This window comes from Streptomyces jeddahensis (assembly GCF_001642995.1).
In the GTDB taxonomy this organism is placed as follows: domain Bacteria; phylum Actinomycetota; class Actinomycetes; order Streptomycetales; family Streptomycetaceae; genus Streptomyces; species Streptomyces jeddahensis.
In genome coordinates, this window is record NZ_LOHS01000076.1 from 129,757 (window position 1) to 145,399 (window position 15,643).

Genomic DNA, 15,643 nt, shown 5'->3' on the forward strand with positions numbered 1-15,643 from the left:
GCCTCACCTCAGCCTGTCGAGCCGCTGAATGAGCAGGTCGGCCAGGCGGGCCCGGCTGACCGGGGCGGCCTCCGCGGTGAGGTAGACCGCGTTGAGGAGCTGGTCTGCGGCGAGCAGTTCGCCGCGCGACCGTTCGAGGAACCGGGTGATGAGGTCCTCACTGGCACGCACCGCCTCGTCGCCGAGGTGGGCCTGGACGAACGCGGCGAGCCGGTCGTGGTCGGGCCGTCCGAGCCGCAGATGGATGCAGCGCCGCATCAGGGGCGGAGGGAACTCACGCTCCCCGTTGCTGGTCAGGACGACGAACGGGAAGGCGGTGCAGCGGACCCGGCCGTCGACGACCCGGGCGCGCGCGCCGTCGTCGGTGAGCACCTCGGCCGCGCGGTCGGGCAGCCGGTCGGCCACCCGCTGCAGCTCGGGTATCGCGAACTCGCCTTCCTCCAGCACGTTGAGGAGGTCGTTGGGCAGGTCGATGTCGCTCTTGTCCAGCTCGTCGACGAGCAGCACCCGGGGCCGGTCGGCCGGGAGCAGTGCGGTGCCCAGCGGCCCGAGCCTGATGTAGCTGCCGATGTCCTCAGCCGTCCCCGCGGCGCCGTCCGGGTCGTCGTTGCGGCCGGACTGAGCCGCGATCTGCACGTCCTGGAGCCGGGCGATGGCGTCGTACAGATAGAGGCCGTCCTTCAGGGTGGACCGGCTGACGATCGGCCAGCGCAGGACGCTGCCGAGACCGAGTTCTCCGGCGACGGAGTGGGCGAGGGTGCTCTTGCCCGCTCCGGGCGGGCCGGTCACCAGCAGCGGCCGACGCAGGTACAGAGCCGCGTTGATCATCTCCAGCTCCTCGGCCCCCGGCCGGTAGAGCTCGGCCAGATGCCGGTGCGCGCCCAGCCGGCGGTCCGTCCCGTCGCTCCCGCCGTCCTCGTCACGGCTGCGGAAATCACGCCAGGGCGGCGGATCGGGCAGACGGCCGATGCCCTCGTGCGGTTCTCCCGCGCCTCGGTAGATGAGCCAGTCGCCGGATTCGCTCATGACACAGTCCTCGCCGTCTCTGGTCCGCTCAGGGCTGGAGCCGCCGATCGCGTCTCACGGTAGCCATCGGCGGAGGGGCTGATAAGGGCGCGGTCAGCCGATCGGATGCGCGGGCGGTCGCGGGGCGCACGGCCCCGGAGAGTGGCGCCGGCCGGTTCGCAGCGGGCAGGAATCACGGCGACCTCAGCATCCGGTGGTCGTGCCCGGGCAGGGGACGCCCCGGGTCGTCGTACAGCAGGGCGAGATCGGTGGACCAGAAGGTGTCCGTGCGCCCCTCATGCACCCGTGCCCGCAACCGCCGCACCAGCTCGGGCAGGCGGGCGGCTGTGCCCGAGCCGACGACGGTGTCGGCCGCGTACTGGTGGAAGTCGTCGCACGCTCCGCGCACCGGGCCGGTGCGCCGCCAGAGGATCACCCGGAAGCCGCCGCGCAGCAGCCGCGCCACGTCGTCGTCGCGCCGGCCGTCGTCTGCCGCGTTCCCAGGAGGCGGTGTACCGTCCCAGGCCGACCCCCAGCCTGCACCCCAGGGGTCCGGGTCGTACGGAACCCGGTCATGGGCGCCGTACAGATCCCTGGGCCCGTAGGCGGCGTCGTCCGCAGCGCCGGAGTGGCGGCCGGTGCCACGCGGCGGGGCCGCGGTCCCCGCATCCGCCGGGTACGGCCCCGCGCCCGGGCTCCGGGACCAGGCCCCCCAGCCGTCCGGCGCCATGGCCCGGGGTTGCCATCCGGTGCCCCCCGCCGTTCCCGCCCCGCACAGCAGCGGAACGATCGTCGGCGGCAGCTGCCGCTGCCCCTCCTCGTCGGGCACGGGCACGCCCAGCCCGTCCTCGCAGTCCAGGACTCGGGCCCGCACGGCCGCCGTGTGCGTCTCCCGCCAGCGGTCCGCGCAGCGGTGGCTGCTCTCCTCGTCCTGCGGAACCGGATCGGCCCAGCGGATCACCACGGGACGCACCACCCCGAGCGGTGGTCCGGACGGGCCGGTGCGGCGAGACTCGATGTCCACACCGAGGCGGCCCGGGCCGAGCGCCAGTTCAAGGACGGCCCTGCGGTCCGGACCGTCGCTCTGCTGGAAGGCCTCCTCCAGCGCGTCGGCCAGTTCGAGGGGCAGCGGGGTTCCCTGGGGGACATGGGGTTGCAAGAGGAGCCCATTGCCCTCGCGCACCGGCCGGACCAGCCCGTCGGGCTCAACGACGCGCACACGCCAGTCGTACACACCCGGCTGCCACGCGGCGTCGGACAGCTCCAGGAGCACGGTGGGCCAGCTCGGCTCGGGAGGGGGCTGGGGTGCCCGCGGTGCCGTCGTACGGGCCTGGCGCCGCGCAAGGTAGGCGGAGCGCCCCTGGGTGATCTCCGAGCGGTGGGCCTCGGGCAGGTGCTGATCGGCCATGGACTGGATCCAGCCTTCCAGGTCCCGTTCGGCCCGTTCGACGCTGGCACGGGCCTCTCGGGGCACCAGGAGCACCCGAAGGCAGTAGCGCAGCAGCAGGAACAGGCCGGGGCCGCTGGTCTCCCTGGCTCGCAACAGTCCCACCGTGTCGCGCCAGGCCCGGGGAGGCGGCAGCGGGAGGTCACGCACCGTCCCCAGCAGACCGGCCAGCAGGTCGCGCTGCACGACCGGGTCGGGCAGCGGCAGCCAGGCGAGATGCCCCAGCAGACGGACGTACTGGCGGCAGTTGAGGGCGCGCGGGGGCAGCCGTCCGCCGTCGACCAGCATCTGCTGCACGTCGGCCCACGCGGCATGAACCGGCGCCGTGAGCTCCCCGGCATGGAAGAGGTCGTGGGAGTGGAGCACAGTCTGGTAAAGATCCTGGGCCGGTTGATCGGGCATGGCCGGGCCGAAGGGCAGTCTGCGCAGCTGCTCGATCCGGATCGCCATGCCGCCGCCCTGTACGCCGTCGGCCTTGGCCTTGACGACCCCTACGACCTCTCCCCTACGGAAGTCGACGACCGGACCGCCGGACATCCCCGGCACGATCAGGTCACCGCCCAGCCGTACCTGGGTGCGCGGCCCGAACCCGCCGTCCACATTGCCCAGCACCCGGCAGGAGCCGGTGACCAGTCGCGGCTCCCCGCCCATCACCGCCCAGCCGGAGTGACGGACTTCCCCCTCACCGGAGAAGGCCGAACCGTGCGGGGAGAGGTACACACAGGGGTGGTCGACCTTCTCCAGGAGCTCTACCAGCGCGAGGTCCGGAGGCGGCCAGCCGCCGCCCCTCGCCCGGGGCGCCCGGCCATCCGGCGAGGGGCGAGGGCCGTCAGGGAGCAGCGCCGCCACCCGGGCGCGCACGGCCCGCTCGGCGCCGTCGTCCTCCGCCGCCGTACGGAACACCACCTGTATCTCGCCGTCCAGGGCCTCGGCGGCCACGTGTGCGCAGGTGAGAACCCAGCCGGGGGCGACGAAGAACCCGCTGCCCAGGAAGTCGGCCGCGGTCGGCGGTCCCGCGGTGGGGCGGTGCAGCCGCACGGTGGCCGCCTCCACCAGTCTGATCAGGGCGTCCCGTGCCTCGGACAGATCCGGCGCTATGTCTCCGGTCACGCCGGGTCTCCGGCCGGCGGGTCTCCGGCCGGCATCTGCCCGCTGGAGGAGGCTTCGGCGGCCGTAGCGGCGTGCGAGGCCCCCACGCTTCCCCACGTCAGGGTGATCTTGAGGGAGCTCTTGGCGCCACCGTCGGCGATCATCCCGACGATGCGGCCCGACTTCGCCGAAAGCTCGACTCCGAACTCCACGCTGACCTGGTCGGGCCGCACGGACCGCAGTCCGTCCCGTACCGACCGGGCCACGCTGGTCATCACGCCCTGGAGGCTCTCGACCCGGGCCTGGATGGCCTCGCCCGCCCCGGTGTCCGAGTAGACCATCTCGTCGGAGGACGCCGTCAGCCCCTCCGGGTCGGATATGCGCGCCCACACCGGTGTGCCGTCCGGCATCTCGACCAGCAGAACGCGGCTCTCCCCGTCACTCATCGAAGTCCCCCGCACCACGCACAACAATGCCCTGAAGATTAGCGGGAGTTGAGTGGTTCACCGAAGCCCCGGACGGAAGCGGGGGCGGCTTTTTTCCGGCCTGCGTCCGCACCCCGGGCCGATCCGCCGCCCCCCGACCCACGCCTTACCCTGGTCGCATGTACTTCACCGACCGCGGCATCGAGGAACTGGAGAAGCGGCGCGGCGAGGAGGAGATCACCTTCGAGTGGCTCGCCGAGCAGCTGCGTACGTTCGTCGATCTGAACCCCGACTTCGAGGTCCCGGTCGAGCGGCTGGCCACCTGGCTGGCGCGGCTGGACGACGAGGACGACGAGTAGCTTTCCGGGACACCGGGCGGAGCTCCGACGGGCGTTCCCGCGTTCCCGCGCAGACTTCGGGGCCGCAGGCAGGCGCTCCCGAGGCTGGGACGGGCCTGCCGGGCGCGCGGCGCGTCAGTCGTCTCGCGTGCGCATCCGGTCGTACGCGAGTCCGAGTACTCCGTGGATGAGGAGCAGCGATCCCGCGGCTACCCATCCCGCGCTCCGGTGGCGTACGCCCCAGAGGGCGAGCGGGAGGCCCGTGGCCAGCTGGGCCGCGGAGAGTGCCCGGGCTTTCGGGCCCTGCAGCCAGGGGGCCAGGCGGGTCTCGGCGACCGCGTCGAAATGGTCGCGGACGGCGACGCGCCGGCCGGGCCATTCGATCTGCCGGGCGTCCGGCCGGGTGCGGGCGGCCTCCCGCAGGCTGTGGGCGGTCCGGCCGGGGATCAGTCCGGGGGGAAGCGTCAGCCCCGCGCGCGTGAGGACCGCGATCAGGCCGAGCAAGCGGGCGCGCGCGTCGGCCTCCGTGTCCGTCCTGGTCAGTGCGTCCAGGGACTGCATGTCCAGCACCGGGTCGAGGCCGAGCCGGGCCGCGAAGGTGCGCATCGCCTCGTCCTGGCCGAGCGGTGTGCCGTTCGCCAGCCACTCGTAGCCGACCGTGCGGCGGAACCCCGAGGCGAGGGTGTAGCCGCTGCGGTCCTCGTCCCACCACAGGGCGAGTGCCGGCCAGGGCGCCCCTACGGCGAGGGCGGCGGCCCAGCCGCCGAGCACCCGGTCGACGGGCTCCCCGCCATGCAGCCACGGTGTGCCCTCCGGCACGAGCACGCTCCACTCGGGTCCCGCCTGGGCCAGCAGCATCCGCTCCCGCAGCAGCTGTGCGGCCGACGCCACGGCGGCGGGCTGGGCCCGGCACAGCAGGAGCGCCGCTGCGGCGCCGGCGTGCGCGGGATCGGCGTCGGGAACGGCGGAGGCGTCGGGCGACATACCCCCACGCTAGGGCACATACCGGCCAATCAGCGCACACGCACGGTTCGTGCACCGGCCTCCGGCGGCGGGTTCCCCGGAACGGGTGTCTTGACTTTCCTTAGCCGCGATATATCGTGTATTCGCAGAAGACGCGATATGGCGCGTCGTTCGTAGCTACACGCCTCAGCGCATGGGCGCGGGGGCGACGTCGCTCCGCCCGAGGAGGCCGGTCCCATGCCCGAGTGGTCCGTCGCAGAGCCGAAGAAGCTCACGTTCGACGCCCCGGTGACGGCACTGCACGTGCGCATCGTCAACGGCACGGTCAACGTGGTCGGCACCGACGAAGCCGTACTGAACCGCGAAGGCGGCGCCCGGCTCGAGGTGTCGGAGATAGAGGGCCCGCCGCTGGTCGTCACACAGGCGGACGGCACGCTCACCGTGGCGTACGAGGACCTGCCGTGGAAAGGCTTCCTCAAGTGGCTCGACCGCAAGGGCTGGCGGCGCAGCGCGGTGGTGTCGCTGGCCGTTCCGGCGGGGACGGCCGTCGAGGTGGGCGTCGTCGGCGCCGGAGCGGTCGTCTCCGGAATCGAGGGGCGCACGGAGGTCAAGGGCGTCACCGGCGACACGACGCTGCTCGGGCTCTCGGGGAGCACCCGGGCCGACACCGTCTCGGGGAACGTCGAGGCCCAGGCCGTCAGGGGCGACCTCCGCTTCAACTCCGTGTCCGGCGACCTGACGGTCGTCGAGGGCGCGGGTTCATGCGTACGAGCCGACTCGGTGAGCGGCTCCATGATCGTGGACCTCGACCCGAAGGGCGCTCCCACGGACGTCAGTCTCACGAGCGTGTCCGGCGAGATCGCGATCCGCCTGCCGCATCCGGCGGACGCGGAGGTGGAGGCGAACACGGCGAGCGGGACGGTGTCGAACGCCTTCGAGGACCTGCGGGTCAGCGGCCAGTGGGGCGCGAAGAGGATCACCGGGCGGCTGGGCGCGGGCAGCGGAAAGCTGAAGGCGACGACCGTGTCGGGCTCGATCGCGTTGCTGCGCAGGCCCCCTGTCGAGGACGAACCGGCGGACGGACCGATGAACGGATCGATGGACGTCCCGATGGACATCCCGATGGACGGCCCGCCCGCTGACGCCAAGGGCCCTGACGCACCGTCCGCTGATGTGCCGCTCAGGTCCGCTGATATGCCGCCCGCGTCCGCTGATGTGCCGTCCGCTAACGGCCCGACCGACGACGCGACCGGTGGCCCGACCGACAAGAAGGTGCTCTGACATGCCTCCCGTCTTCGCCCACGGCCGACTGCGCCTGTATCTGCTGAAGCTGCTGGACGAGGCGCCGCGGCACGGCTACGAGGTGATCCGCCTCCTGGAGGAGCGCTTCCAGGGCCTGTACGCGCCTTCGGCGGGCACGGTGTATCCGCGCCTGGCGAAGCTGGAAGCCGAGGGCCTGGTCACGCACACCACGGAAGGCGGCCGGAAGGTCTACGCGATCACCGACGCGGGACGGGCCGAACTGGCCGACCGCAGCGGCGAGCTGGCCGACCTGGAGCTGGAGATCCGCGAGTCGGTGGCGGAGCTCGCCGCCGAGATCCGCGCCGACGTGAGCGGAGCGGCCGGTGACCTGCGACGCGACATACGGGCGGCGGCGCAGGAGGCCCGCAGCACGTCGCGCACCGGCGCAGCGGGGAAGGGCTTCCCGGAGGCGTCGGACTACTTCGACGGGGCGTGGGGCGACAAGGAGGCGTGGCGCCAGGCCAAGGAGGACTTCAAGCGCGCCAAGCAGGAGTGGAAGGAGCAGGCGCGGCGCGCGAAGGACGAGAGCCGCCGGGCCCGCGAGGAGGCCCAGCGCGCACGCCGCCAGGCCAAGGAGGCCCAGGAGAAGGCGCGCGCCCAGGCGGCGGAGGAGTTCCAGCGCGTCGCACAACGCATACAGGACCAGGTGCAGGACCACTTCGCCCGGGGTGACTGGCCGACGGGGGTACGGGAAGGGCTCGCCGAACTGGCCAAGGAGTTCGGCGACTTCGGCAAGTACGTCGGGAAGGAGTCCGGCGAGGACTCCGGGAACGACTCCGGCAGGGACTTCGGTGCTGCGGACCGCACAGGCACCGCGAAGCCGCGTCCAGCCGCTCCGGAGCCGGAGTTCCTGGGCGAGCAGGAGGGCTTCCCCGCCGACCTCGAGCCGGGCTGGGCTCATGAGGCCTCGACCGGCGACCCGGCACGCGACCTGGACCGCCTCCTGGACCGTTTCCGCGACGACATCCGCGACGCGGCCCGCGACCACGGCGTGACGGAGGAACAACTCCTTGATGCCCGCCGCCACTTGTCGACGGCGGCGGCCCATATCGGAGCGGTACTGCGGACACCGAAGGCTTAGCACGGGTAGGGCTTGGCACGGCCGAGGGCCTGCGCATGACCGAAGGCCTGCGCATGACCGAAGGCCTGCGCACGACCGAAGGCCTGCGCACGACCGAAGGCCTGCGCACGACCGAAGGCCGGCACGGCCTACAGCTCGGCACAGCCAAGGACTTGGCACGGCCGAAGGCCCGTCACAGCCGAAGGCAGTGCACGACGGCCGGCGAGCCCCGCATCGGAGTCGCCGGCCGTCGCCACACCGCGGCCGCCGTGAGGGCGGGACGGAGCCTCAGGCAGCGCACCGCCCTCATGGGCACCGGGGTGGGCACCGTGGTGGGGCGTGCCCGCCAGCCGGCCGGACTCACCCCGCCTTGGCCTCGCCCCCGCCGCCCAACACCCGCTCCACCGCCGCGTACGTCGCGCCGTGGTCTGCGAGGACCTCGGCCGTGACACCTGGACGAGCGGTGAGGGCGAGCAGCAGGTGCTCGTCGCCGATGGAACGGTCACGGCGGCCGAGGGCGATGCGCAGGGACTGCTCCAGCGTGCCTTTGGCCCCCCGGCTGAAGGGACGGCGTCCCGTCCGCCGGCCCCAGCCCCTCGTGCCCTTCGGCCTCCGGTCACCGGCCAGCGCCCCCACGCCATGGGCGCACTCCACCCGGGACACGACTTCCGCGACATCGATGCCGATGCCCGCGAGTGCGTCCATGTCGGCCGCGGAAAGCCCGCCGCGCCGACGGGTCTCGGCCAGCGAGCGCTCCACAGACTCCCTGCGCCGGGTGACCCCCAGCGAGGCGAGAGCGAACGACGCCCGGCTTCCCTCCCGGTCGAGCAGAGCGAGCAGCAGGTGCTCCTCGCCGACGACGTCGGCGTCCAGCCGCTCGGCGTGCTCGACCGCACCCAGCACCACGGCCCGGGCATCCTTCGTAAATCGCTCGAACATCAGCGCCTCCCGTACTTCTTGTGCACGGCTTGCCTGCTCACGCCGAGCTCATCGGCGATCTCCTGCCACGACCAACCCTGATTGCGTGCACTGCGCACCTGAACCGCTTCGAGCTGCTCGAGGAGCCGCCGCAATGCGGCGACGGCCCGCAGCCCGACGCGCGGATCACGGTCACCTGCACGCTCTGCGAGATCCGTTGCTTCGGTCATGATGTCAATCTACGTTGACAGCCCCTCCCTGTCAACCACGGTTGACAGGGAGGGTGTGAGGGCAGGACGACCCCAAGAAACGAGAGAAACCAGCCGGTTTAAAACCAGCCGCTTGCTCACACGGTGAGGACGATCTTCCCGAACTGCCCCCCGGCCTCCATCCGCTCGAAGCCCTCCCGCGCCCGGTCCAGCGGCAGCACCTCGTCGATCACCGGCCGCACACCCGTCGCAGCGCAGAACGCGAGCAGATCCTCCAGCTCGTCCTTCGTCCCCATCGTCGAGCCGACGACCTTGAGTTCCAGGAAGAAGATGCGGGTCAGCTCCGCGTGCGAGGGGCGGTCGCCGCTCGTCGCGCCCGAGATGACCAGCGTGCCGCCCGGCCGCAGCGACTTGACGGAGTGCGACCAGGTGGCAGCCCCGACCGTTTCGATGACCGCGTCCACCCGCTGCGGCAGGCGCGCCCCCGTCTCGACCGCCTCCACGGCGCCGAGCTCCAGGGCCCGCTTGCGCTTGGCCTCGTCCCGGCTGGTGGCGAAGACGCGCAGCCCCGCGGCCTTGCCGAGCACGATCGCCGCCGTCGCGACCCCGCCTCCGGCTCCCTGGACCAGGACGGAGTCACCGGGGCGTACGCCGGCATTGGTGAAGAGCATGCGGTACGCGGTGAGCCACGCGGTCGGCAGACAGGCGGCCTCCTCGAAGGACAGCTCCTTCGGCTTCGGGAGTACGTTCCACGTGGGCACCGTGACCTGTTCGGCGAAGGTGCCCTGGTACTTCTCGGTGAGGATGGTGCGGGGCTCCTTCGGCCCGACCCCGTGGCCGGTCTGGCCGATGACGGAGTGCAGGACGACCTCGTTCCCGTCCTCGTCGATCCCGGCGGCGTCGCAGCCGAGGATCATCGGCAGCTTGTCCTCACTCAGACCCACCCCGCGCAGCGACCACAGGTCGTGATGGTTGAGAGAGGCGGCCTTGACGTTCACGGTGGTCCAGCCGGACCGGGCCTCGGGGGCCGGGCGCTCCCCCAACTCCAGGCCATCGAGAGGCTGGTCACGGTCAATGCGGGCGGCGTAGGCAGCGAACATGACCTTGACGATAGGGGGGACCGCGACGCGGCGAAACGGGATGCGGGTGTGACACACCGCGCACCACACGCAGCGGCGGCACCCGCCGAAAGGACGGAAAGCCGGACCGCGACCCGCACGGGTGGGCGGGTGGGCAAACAAACCGGCCCCGCCCCGGGGAAGGCCGAAGGCCAACCCGGGGCGGGGCCGGAATCACGCTCAGCGCAGAGCACTCGCCTAGCGGCGAGCGACACCCTCCGCCCGAGCGGCAGCGGCCACCGCCGCCGTAACCGCCGGTGCAACCCGCTCGTCGAACGGCGACGGAATCACGTAGTCCGCCGCAAGGTCGTCCCCGACGACCCCCGCCAGCGCCTCCGCGGCCGCGATCTTCATGCCCTCGGTGATCCGGGACGCCCGGACCTGCAGCGCACCCGCGAAGATGCCCGGGAACGCGAGCACGTTGTTGATCTGGTTCGGGAAGTCGGAGCGCCCGGTCGCGACGACGGCCGCGTACCGGTGGGCGATGTCCGGGTGGACCTCCGGGTTCGGGTTGGCCATGGCGAACACGAAAGCGCCCTCGGCCATCGACGCCACGGCCGGCTCCGGCACCGTACCGCCGGAGACGCCGATGAAGACGTCGGCGCCGGACAGCGCGGCCTCCAGCGAGCCGCTGATCCCGGCCCTGTTGGTGATCTCGGCGAGCTCCCGCTTCACCGGCGTCAGGTCGTCGCGGTCCGCGCTGACGATGCCCTTGCGGTCGGCGACCGCGACATCGCCGATGCCCGCCTCGAGCAGCATCTTCGCGATGGCAACGCCGGCCGCCCCCGCCCCCGAGATGACCGCACGCAGATCACCGAGCGTCCGCCCGGTCAGCTTCGCCGCGTTCCGCAGGGCTGCGAGCGTGACGACCGCCGTGCCGTGCTGGTCGTCGTGGAAGACCGGAATGTCGAGCCGCTCCTGGAGCTTGCGCTCGATGTCGAAGCAGCGCGGCGCCGAGATGTCCTCGAGGTTGACACCACCGAAGGAGGGCGCGAGCCGCACCACGGTGTCGACGATCTCGTCCGTGTCCGTGGTCGCGAGTGCAATGGGCACCGCGTCCACGCCACCGAACTGCTTGAAAAGGATGGCCTTCCCCTCCATCACGGGGAGGGAGGCCTCAGGGCCGATGTCTCCGAGCCCCAGCACGGCCGTCCCGTCCGTCACCACGGCGACGACGGACGACTTCCACGTGTAGTCGTGGACAAGCTCCGGCTGTTCCGCGATGGCGCTGCACACCTTGGCGACGCCAGGCGTGTACGCGAGGGACAGGTCGTCCTTGTCGCGGACCGGCACGGTGGCCTGCACGGCCATCTTGCCGCCGCGGTGCAGCGCGAACGCCGGGTCGAACGAATCGAGGGGCTCGCCCTCGCCTTCCTGACCCGCACTGCTGTCGCTGCGAGGATTGACGATCTCCGCTGCCACTTTGTTTTACCCCTTAAGGCTTCATGGGTTGAGGGTGACCACTCCTGGTGAGGGGTGGGCGGGCACCACGTATGCCCCGATTTGACCGATGCGTACGGGGTACATACGCGACGGGCGCGCCGCACACGCGCCCTGGGCCCCGGATGAGGGGTGTAAAGAACCTTCTTACCTGACGGACCCCGTCGTCGACGAGTCCATATCGTTGCGGTGACATGACTCATAGCCGGTCTTCTGGACAACTCGGCGACAGATACATGTAGGACTCAAGCTCGTCACCACGCTTCGCTCACATGGTGAGATGCGCCGAAGATCCTCCGGCCGAAAGGGATCGATCCCGCAGAAGGTCCGGCCAGGATGTGCCGGCCTGACGGGATTCGGGGGTCACCCGTTATCCGATTTTGACATGGCCGACGTCCTGAAGCGTCCGGTCCGAATGGCAAGATGCCGTAATCACACGTGGTCGCGACACTCGATGGTGTGTGCCCGTCCACCGATCGGCAACGCCTTCACCCGGAGGAACCAACCATGACCGCACGCTTCACCCGTCGTACGACCGTCGCCAGGTCCGCGAAGCCCCGGATCGCCGCGGTCGGCGCCATCGCGGTCGCCGGTGCGCTGCTGCTGACGGGCTGTGGCGACCAGACCAAGGACACCGGCAACGACAGCGGCACGGCGAGCGCCGCACCGCTGGCCGACAAGCTCCCCAAGGAGATCCGGGACAAGGGTGTCATCAAGGTCGGTTCGGACATCGCCTATGCGCCCGTCGAGTTCAAGGACGACTCCGGCAAGACGGTCGGTATCGACCCCGACATCGCCGCGGCGATGGGCAAGCAGCTCGGCGTGAAGTTCGAGTTCCAGAACGCCACCTTCGACACCCTCATCGGCGGTCTCGCGGCGAAGCGCTACGACATCGCCATGTCGGCCATGACCGACACGAAGGACCGCCAGGAGGGCATCGACGCCGACACGGGCAAGAAGGTCGGCGCCGGCGTCGACTTCGTCGACTACTTCACCGCGGGCGTCTCGCTCTACACCAACAAGGGCGACACCCAGGGGATCAAGACCTGGGACGACCTGTGCGGCAAGACGATGGCCGTGCAGCGCAACACCTTCTCGCACGACCTGGCCAAGGAGCAGGCGAAGAAGTGCGAGAAGGACGGCAAGAAGACCCTCAAGATCGAGGACTTCGCCACCAACCCGGAGGCCGAGACCCGGATGCGCTCCAAGGGCGCGGACGTCGTCTCCGCCGACTTCCCGATCGCCGCGTACTCCGTGAAGAACGCGGGCGGCGGCAAGTACTTCGAGATCGTCGGCGACCAGGTCGAGGCGGGCCCGTACGGCATCGCCGTCGCCAAGGACAACACGCAGCTGCGCGACGCGCTGCAGGCCGCCGTCAACGCGATCATCGAGAACGGCGAGTACAAGAAGATCATCGAGAAGTGGGGCGTCGCGGACGGCGCGGTCACCGAGGCCAAGATCAACGGCGGCTCCTGAACCCCGACCGCACCTCGGTTCTGAAAGGCTCCACCCGTGACTGTTGACGTCAACAAGACGGACGGTCCCGCCGACTCGACACCCCCTGCCGGACCGGAGGCCATCAAGGCCGTCCCGGTCCGGCACCCGGGGCGCTACGTGTCCGCGGCCATCGCGCTCGCACTCCTCGGCTCAATCGTCTACGCCTTCGCGCAAGGCAAGATCAACTGGGGCGCGATCCCCCAGTACTTCTTCGACGACCGCATCATCGACGGCGTCCTGAAGACCCTGCTGCTCACCGTGCTGTCCATGGTGATCGGCATCGTGGGCGGCATCATCCTCGCCGTGATGCGGCTGTCGAAGAACCCGGTGACCTCGTCGATCGCGTGGTTCTACATCTGGTTCTTCCGCGGCACGCCGGTCCTGGTCCAGCTCTTCGTCTGGTTCAACCTGGGCCTGGTCTTCGAGTACATCAACCTCGGCCCGATCTACAAGGACTACTGGTCCTCGTTCATGACGCCGCTACTGACGGCGCTGCTCGGCCTCGGCCTCAACGAGGCCGCGTACATGGCGGAGATCTGCCGCGCCGGCCTGCTCTCCGTCGACGAGGGCCAGACCGAGGCATCGCACGCGCTCGGTATGAGCCACACCAAGACGCTGCGCCGGATCGTGATCCCGCAGGCGATGCGTGTGATCGTGCCGCCCACGGGCAACGAGGTCATCAACATGCTCAAGACGACCTCGCTCGTCTCGGCGGTGCAGTTCGCCGACCTGTTCAAGCAGGCCCAGGACATCGGCCAGAACGCGGGCTCGACGGTGGAGATGTATTTCCTCGCCGCCGCCTGGTACCTGATCCTCACCTCGATCCTGAGCGTCGGCCAGTACTACATCGAGCGCTACTACGCACGCGGCTCCACCCGCCAGCTGCCGCCGACCCCGTGGCAGAAGGTCAAGGCCCACGTGTTCTCCCTGTCGAGCCGGAAGGGGGTCACCGCATGACCGCCATGGTGAAGGCCGAGGGCGTCCACAAGTCCTTCGGCCACGTCGAGGTCCTCAAGGGCATCGACCTCGAGGTGAAGACCGGCGAGGTGTTCTGCCTCATCGGCCCGTCCGGCTCCGGCAAGTCGACCTTCCTCCGGTGCATCAACCACCTGGAGAAGATCAACGCCGGCCGCCTCTACGTCGACGGCGAGCTGGTCGGCTACCGCCAGAAGGGCGACAAGCTGTACGAGCTCAAGGACAGCGAGGTCGCACAGAAGCGCCGGGACATCGGCATGGTCTTCCAGCGCTTCAACCTGTTCCCGCACATGACGGCCGTAGAGAACGTCATGGAGGCGCCCATCCAGGTCAAGGGCACGAGCAAGGCTCAGGCCAGGGAGCGGGCGCTGGAGCTCCTGGAGCGCGTGGGCCTCGCCGACAAGGCCGGGAACTACCCGTCCCAGCTCTCCGGCGGCCAGCAGCAGCGCGTCGCCATCGCCCGCGCGCTGGCGATGGACCCGAAGCTGATGCTCTTCGACGAGCCCACCTCGGCGCTCGACCCGGAGCTCGTCGGCGACGTCCTCGACGTCATGCGCGATCTCGCGGAGTCCGGCATGACGATGGTCGTCGTCACGCACGAGATGGGCTTCGCCCGCGAGGTCGGCGACAGCCTCGTCTTCATGGACGGCGGCGTGGTGGTCGAGTCCGGCAACCCGCGCGACGTCCTGACGAACCCGCAGCACGAGCGGACGCAGTCGTTCCTGTCCAAGGTGCTGTAACGGTACGGACGGAGAAAGGGCGGTACGGGACTCCGTACCGCCCCTTCTGCATGGCGCTACTTCCTGCGTAATACCCTCGTACCAAGCGCAGCTGTTACTCACGCTCTCCTGAAGACGGACCGCTCGCGTAAGGAATACACGTGGAACTCGCCTATTACTCGGACTACGCCGTGCGCCTGGTCAACAGCGAGGAGCCGGGCCGGGGCAAGGACGCGCTGACCTCTGTGGAGGCCGTCCGGGATCTCTTCGGCGTCAACGCGTCCGCGGCCCGGCGCGCCACGGACGCGGACGTGACACGATTCCGCTCTGTACGGGCGCGTCTGCGGGCGGTCTTCGAGGCGGCGGACAGCGGCGACGAGACGCTGGCGGTCGACCTGCTGAACTCGCTGCTCCTGGAGTTCCCGGTGAGCCCCCAGATCTCCGGGCACGACCACCGGGACGACGACGGCCGCCCCCTGTGGCACATGCACCTCGCGGACCACCCGTCCAACGCGACCGCCGGATATGCGGCGATCGCCGCGATGGGGCTCGCCTTCCACCTCACGTCGTACGGCGTCGACCGCCTCGGCCTGTGCCAGGCAGCGCCGTGCCGCAACGCCTATCTCGACACGTCCACGAACCGCTCCCGGCGGTACTGCTCGGACCGCTGCGCGACCCGGGCCAATGTGGCGGCCTACCGCGCCCGCAAGCGCCTGGAGGCAGACCGGTCGGCGAGCACCGGCCGCAGCGCGGAGAAGGCCCACGAGGCCAGCGCGGTGACGGACCGCTGACCGCCGCCCTGCTCCCGGCTGCGCGGCCGGAAGCGCGCCCGCACCGTCGCGAGGACGAGCTCGTCGGGCACGGCCCCGTAGACCGTGCTGTCCCCGCCCGGCGAGTACGGGTTGTCGCCGAGCACCCACCAGCCGTCGTCACGGCGCTCGACCGCCCGCTTGACGACCAGCAGGTCCTGCTGGAACGGATGCCGCAGGATCACCACGGCGCCCGGCCGTACCCGGGCGCCGTGCTGGACCAGCATCCAGTCCCCCGGGTTGAGCGTGGGCACCATCGACGGCCCGTCCACCTCGATCAGTTGGAACGGCACGCGTGCCTCCCGCCCCTCCGCTGCCGTCTCAGGCAT

16 protein-coding genes are annotated in these 15,643 nt (G+C 70.8%); 7 read left to right on the forward strand and 9 right to left on the reverse strand.

Annotated features, from left to right (window positions below; translation table 11 throughout):
* Positions 1-3: 3 nt before the first annotated feature.
* The 3 genes from STSP_RS15655 to STSP_RS15665 form a co-directional block, all read right to left on the reverse strand.
* Positions 4-1,026, reverse strand: coding sequence for an AAA family ATPase (locus STSP_RS15655; RefSeq protein ID WP_067277671.1), 1,023 nt, complete (start codon positions 1,024-1,026; stop codon positions 4-6).
* Positions 1,027-1,198: 172 nt separating this feature from the next.
* Positions 1,199-3,562, reverse strand: a complete 2,364-nt coding sequence (locus STSP_RS15660; protein ID WP_067277673.1) for a VMAP-C domain-containing protein — start codon at positions 3,560-3,562, stop codon at positions 1,199-1,201.
* Positions 3,559-3,987 carry a CU044_2847 family protein gene (locus tag STSP_RS15665; RefSeq protein WP_067277675.1) on the reverse strand — a complete coding sequence of 143 codons (429 nt, stop codon included), beginning with the start codon at positions 3,985-3,987 and terminating at the stop codon, positions 3,559-3,561. The genes STSP_RS15660 and STSP_RS15665 overlap by 4 nt, the downstream gene beginning before the upstream one ends.
* A gap of 158 nt (positions 3,988-4,145) precedes the next feature.
* On the opposite strand from STSP_RS15665, the gene STSP_RS15670 reads away from it, so the two are divergent.
* On the forward strand, positions 4,146-4,325 hold the full coding sequence (locus STSP_RS15670) for a DUF6104 family protein (RefSeq protein ID WP_028420339.1): 180 nt from the start codon (positions 4,146-4,148) through the stop codon (positions 4,323-4,325).
* Between the two features lie 114 nt (positions 4,326-4,439).
* Here the strand turns inward: STSP_RS15670 and STSP_RS15675 are convergent, their stop codons facing one another.
* Positions 4,440-5,288 (reverse strand): hypothetical protein, encoded by an 849-nt coding sequence (locus tag STSP_RS15675; RefSeq protein ID WP_067277678.1) that lies wholly within the window; start codon positions 5,286-5,288, stop codon positions 4,440-4,442.
* 216 nt (positions 5,289-5,504) lie between these two features.
* Between STSP_RS15675 and STSP_RS15680 the strand changes: the two genes are divergently transcribed.
* Both STSP_RS15680 and STSP_RS15685 read left to right on the forward strand, forming a co-directional pair.
* Complete coding sequence (locus tag STSP_RS15680; RefSeq protein ID WP_067277681.1) at positions 5,505-6,548, forward strand: DUF4097 family beta strand repeat-containing protein; 1,044 nt, start codon at positions 5,505-5,507, stop codon at positions 6,546-6,548.
* A 1-nt stretch (position 6,549) separates the two neighbouring features.
* Complete coding sequence (locus STSP_RS15685; protein WP_067277683.1) at positions 6,550-7,650, forward strand: PadR family transcriptional regulator; 1,101 nt, start codon at positions 6,550-6,552, stop codon at positions 7,648-7,650.
* A 339-nt stretch (positions 7,651-7,989) separates the two neighbouring features.
* Here the strand turns inward: STSP_RS15685 and STSP_RS15690 are convergent, their stop codons facing one another.
* The 4 genes from STSP_RS15690 to STSP_RS15705 form a co-directional block, all read right to left on the reverse strand.
* Positions 7,990-8,568: a Clp protease N-terminal domain-containing protein gene (locus STSP_RS15690; RefSeq protein WP_067277685.1), complete on the reverse strand. Its 579-nt coding sequence runs from the start codon at positions 8,566-8,568 to the stop codon at positions 7,990-7,992.
* On the reverse strand, positions 8,568-8,777 hold the full coding sequence (locus tag STSP_RS15695) for an HTH domain-containing protein (protein WP_067277687.1): 210 nt from the start codon (positions 8,775-8,777) through the stop codon (positions 8,568-8,570). The genes STSP_RS15690 and STSP_RS15695 overlap by 1 nt, the downstream gene beginning before the upstream one ends.
* A gap of 116 nt (positions 8,778-8,893) precedes the next feature.
* A complete protein-coding gene (locus tag STSP_RS15700) occupies positions 8,894-9,856 on the reverse strand; it encodes a zinc-binding dehydrogenase (RefSeq protein WP_067277689.1) in 963 nt (320 codons plus the stop codon).
* Positions 9,857-10,072: 216 nt separating this feature from the next.
* Complete coding sequence (locus STSP_RS15705) at positions 10,073-11,296, reverse strand: NAD(P)-dependent malic enzyme (protein WP_067277691.1); 1,224 nt, start codon at positions 11,294-11,296, stop codon at positions 10,073-10,075.
* A gap of 525 nt (positions 11,297-11,821) precedes the next feature.
* Here STSP_RS15705 and STSP_RS15710 point away from each other — a divergent pair.
* The 4 genes from STSP_RS15710 to STSP_RS15725 all read left to right on the forward strand — a co-directional run bounded on the left by STSP_RS15710 (position 11,822) and on the right by STSP_RS15725 (position 15,296).
* A complete protein-coding gene (locus STSP_RS15710; protein WP_067277694.1) occupies positions 11,822-12,790 on the forward strand; it encodes an ABC transporter substrate-binding protein in 969 nt (322 codons plus the stop codon).
* A gap of 36 nt (positions 12,791-12,826) precedes the next feature.
* Positions 12,827-13,768 carry an amino acid ABC transporter permease gene (locus STSP_RS15715; RefSeq protein WP_067277697.1) on the forward strand — a complete coding sequence of 314 codons (942 nt, stop codon included), beginning with the start codon at positions 12,827-12,829 and terminating at the stop codon, positions 13,766-13,768.
* Positions 13,765-14,526 (forward strand): amino acid ABC transporter ATP-binding protein, encoded by a 762-nt coding sequence (locus tag STSP_RS15720; protein WP_067277700.1) that lies wholly within the window; start codon positions 13,765-13,767, stop codon positions 14,524-14,526. Before STSP_RS15715 ends, STSP_RS15720 begins: the two co-directional genes overlap by 4 nt.
* 140 nt (positions 14,527-14,666) lie before the next feature.
* Positions 14,667-15,296, forward strand: a complete 630-nt coding sequence (locus STSP_RS15725) for a CGNR zinc finger domain-containing protein (RefSeq protein ID WP_067277702.1) — start codon at positions 14,667-14,669, stop codon at positions 15,294-15,296.
* Here STSP_RS15725 and sodX read toward each other — a convergent pair.
* A complete protein-coding gene (gene sodX / locus STSP_RS15730) occupies positions 15,200-15,643 on the reverse strand; it encodes a nickel-type superoxide dismutase maturation protease (protein ID WP_067277704.1) in 444 nt (147 codons plus the stop codon). The genes STSP_RS15725 and sodX overlap by 97 nt on opposite strands.

Excerpts from the sequence above, each read along its gene's own strand:
- sodX (WP_067277704.1), bottom strand. The coding sequence starts at position 15,643 with ATGCCTGAGACGGCAGCGGAGGGGCGGGAGGCACGCGTGCCGTTCCAA.
- STSP_RS15665 (WP_067277675.1), bottom strand. The coding sequence starts at position 3,987 with ATGAGTGACGGGGAGAGCCGCGTTCTGCTGGTCGAGATGCCGGACGGC.
- STSP_RS15720 (WP_067277700.1), top strand. The coding sequence starts at position 13,765 with ATGACCGCCATGGTGAAGGCCGAGGGCGTCCACAAGTCCTTCGGCCAC.
- STSP_RS15695 (WP_067277687.1), bottom strand. The coding sequence starts at position 8,777 with ATGACCGAAGCAACGGATCTCGCAGAGCGTGCAGGTGACCGTGATCCG.
- STSP_RS15655 (WP_067277671.1), bottom strand. The coding sequence starts at position 1,026 with ATGAGCGAATCCGGCGACTGGCTCATCTACCGAGGCGCGGGAGAACCG.
- STSP_RS15670 (WP_028420339.1), top strand. The coding sequence starts at position 4,146 with ATGTACTTCACCGACCGCGGCATCGAGGAACTGGAGAAGCGGCGCGGC.
- STSP_RS15675 (WP_067277678.1), bottom strand. The coding sequence starts at position 5,288 with ATGTCGCCCGACGCCTCCGCCGTTCCCGACGCCGATCCCGCGCACGCC.
- STSP_RS15685 (WP_067277683.1), top strand. The coding sequence starts at position 6,550 with ATGCCTCCCGTCTTCGCCCACGGCCGACTGCGCCTGTATCTGCTGAAG.
- STSP_RS15710 (WP_067277694.1), top strand. The coding sequence starts at position 11,822 with ATGACCGCACGCTTCACCCGTCGTACGACCGTCGCCAGGTCCGCGAAG.
- STSP_RS15700 (WP_067277689.1), bottom strand. The coding sequence starts at position 9,856 with ATGTTCGCTGCCTACGCCGCCCGCATTGACCGTGACCAGCCTCTCGAT.
- STSP_RS15690 (WP_067277685.1), bottom strand. The coding sequence starts at position 8,568 with ATGTTCGAGCGATTTACGAAGGATGCCCGGGCCGTGGTGCTGGGTGCG.
- STSP_RS15680 (WP_067277681.1), top strand. The coding sequence starts at position 5,505 with ATGCCCGAGTGGTCCGTCGCAGAGCCGAAGAAGCTCACGTTCGACGCC.